The organism is Cupriavidus phytohabitans, assembly GCF_017815025.1.
Lineage (GTDB): Bacteria > Pseudomonadota > Gammaproteobacteria > Burkholderiales > Burkholderiaceae > Cupriavidus.
Genome location: NZ_JAGIQB010000183.1, coordinates 1 through 1,480, shown reverse-complemented (window position 1 = coordinate 1,480; position 1,480 = coordinate 1). Strand labels below are relative to the sequence as shown.

1 protein-coding gene is annotated in these 1,480 nt (G+C 60.9%); it reads right to left on the bottom strand.

From position 1 onward, the window contains the following. Positions 1-20: 20 nt before the first annotated feature. Positions 21-1,352: an IS4 family transposase gene (locus tag J8I34_RS33990; RefSeq protein WP_209778070.1), complete on the bottom strand. Its 1,332-nt coding sequence runs from the start codon at positions 1,350-1,352 to the stop codon at positions 21-23. Positions 1,353-1,480 lie beyond the last annotated feature (128 nt).

Here is a 1,480-nt window from a genome sequence, read left to right as displayed (position 1 = left end):
CCCATTTCCTTATACAGAAGTCATGACTCTTCCCGCAGTGCTTGAATGGTGAGCGCGGCGTCCATAGTTCGCTGCATACCGATCCAGATCGTCTTGGCGCCGGGCTCGCCATCGCTCTTGCGCCCAAGGAACCCGCCCAGGGAAGCAACCAACCGAATCATCTGATTGAGTGTGACCGGTGTCTTCGGGCGAGCTTTGTTGGCGAGCACGTATGCTCCCCGAATTTCGTCGGCGTCGAAGAACAGGGACGCATCCAGGTCCGGGCAAGTTCTGCCCAATCGCATCAAGCGGGCAATGCGCCACGCTACCACCATATACAACGCCAAGGCCCGCTCCACACGATCCATGTGCGAGAGCTGTAGCGCTTCGACCTTGCAGCCAGTCTTCAGGACATGGAAAAACATCTCCACCTCCCAGCGGGCTCGGTACCACTCGACGAGTTCGATGGCAGCATCGGCGTCCTGCGCTTCTCGGTTCGTCAACAACCGCCAAACCACTGGCTTGACGCCTGCGGGCGCTCCGATCTCCGTTGCCTCTACACAGGTGAACTCCGCTCCGACCAGACCCGGCAGCTTCACACGTTGGGCGCGTAGCTCCTGTTTGACCTCGCGCGCCTTCTGGGCTGCACGCCCCGGCAAGATAAAGGTGATCTCCCCAAGTACCGGGCTGGCTCCGACGCTACCCCACAGCTTGCCGCCCTCGGCCAGGTTGCGGTTGTGTTGGCTGCGGATCAACCAGTCGGCCGGCTGGCCAAGTTCCTGGGCGCGCGCCATCAACTCGGCAATATCACCCTCGCGGTCCGTCACATACACCAGCCGTGTCTGGGGCAATTGCGCGGCTTGCTCCGCAACCCGTTCATACCCTTCAATCCAGCGTACGCTTTCCTTGATCCCGCCGCGGTTGCCGTCGGCGTCCTTGGGCTCCCGAGCCCACATCCAGGCATCGATCACCCCCAGCGGTTCACGGTCAGGCGTCACCGCGTAGGTCGGATGCAAAAACATGCCCCGCTGGGCTTCATAGGCCAACGGACCCAGCCCGTCGATCTCCTGGCCATTAAAGTTCAATTCGGTCGTATCAGCGATGCACAGCACCACCGGTAACTGCGCGGCTCTTTCCGCCGTGCGTTCCCAATGCGGCTGCATCACGTCCCGCCAATCGATCTGCTCATTGCCGAGAAAACGATACGCCCCAATGGTTTGGGACCAGTCATCGCATGCGCCGGGAATGCTCGCCGTAGGCAGGGCTGCAAACCGCTTGAGCAATTCCTTGGCGCGCCGATCCCGCCGCGGATCACCAAGATCCAGACTCTCGAATTCCTCGTCCACCCATGCCCCCGACTCGTCGTTGCCCATTGCCACTGCCAAAATCCGAGAGTAAACGCGAGTCTGGCGAAGTTAACAACCCCTTACCTCGAAATTTCCGCGGTCGCAGGCCCCATGCACCGCTGCGGGGACGGTACTACTTCTGTATAAGGAGATGG

Excerpts from the sequence above, each read along its gene's own strand:
- J8I34_RS33990 (WP_209778070.1), bottom strand. The coding sequence starts at position 1,352 with ATGGGCAACGACGAGTCGGGGGCATGGGTGGACGAGGAATTCGAGAGT.